This is a genomic window from Streptomyces capparidis (assembly GCF_054782095.1).
Genome location: NZ_BAAGTD010000132.1, coordinates 1 through 837, shown reverse-complemented (window position 1 = coordinate 837; position 837 = coordinate 1). Strand labels below are relative to the sequence as shown.

General features: G+C 71.1%; 1 protein-coding gene. It reads right to left on the bottom strand.

The features are described 5' to 3' along the window. Positions 1–794 (bottom strand): polyketide synthase dehydratase domain-containing protein (locus ACYVO2_RS37255; protein ID WP_461012562.1); only part of this gene is annotated, 794 nt, incomplete at its 3' end. Positions 795–837: the final 43 nt, after the last annotated feature.

Genomic DNA, 837 nt, shown 5'->3' with positions numbered 1-837 from the left:
GTCACCGGCCGCAGTGCCAGCGAGTCCACCGTCACCACGGGCTCACCCGCCGCATCGGCGACCAGCACCGACACCGCGTCCGCCCCCACCCGGGCCAACCGCACCCGCACCACCGACGCACCCGCCGCGTGCAACACCACCCCCGACCACGAGAACGGCAACCGCGCCCGACCCGTGTCCTCCACCAACCCACCGAGCCCGATCGCGTGCAGCGCCGCGTCCAGCAACGCCGGATGCACACCGAACGACGACGCCGCACCGACAGCCCCCTCCGGCAGCGCCACCTCCGCGAACACCTCGCCCCCACGCACCCAGGCCCCACGAACCCCCCGAAACACCGGCCCGTACTCCAACCCCGTCCCGGCAAGCCCCCCGTACAACCCCTCCACCGACACAGCCACCGCACCCACAGGCGGCCACACCACCAACTCACCCTCCGGCAGATGCCCCCCGCCCGATGCGAGGACCCCGTCGGCATGGCGCACCCACGCACCGTCAACCGACTCGGCGGGACGGGAGTACACGCCCAGCGACCGACAACCCGACGCGTCCGCCTCCCCCACCTGCACCCGAACCCACACCCCACCACGCTCAGGCACCAGCAACGGAGCCTGAAGCGTCAACTCCTCAACCCGACCACACCCGACCTCATCACCAGCCCGAACCGCCAACTCCACAAACGCCGACCCCGGCAGCACCACCGACCCCATCACCACGTGATCCGCCAGCCACGGCTGCGTCCGCAACGACAACAGACCCGTGAACAACAACCCACCCGAATCCGGCAACTCCACAGCCGCACCCAACAGCGGATGATCCGCAGCACTGACCCCCGCC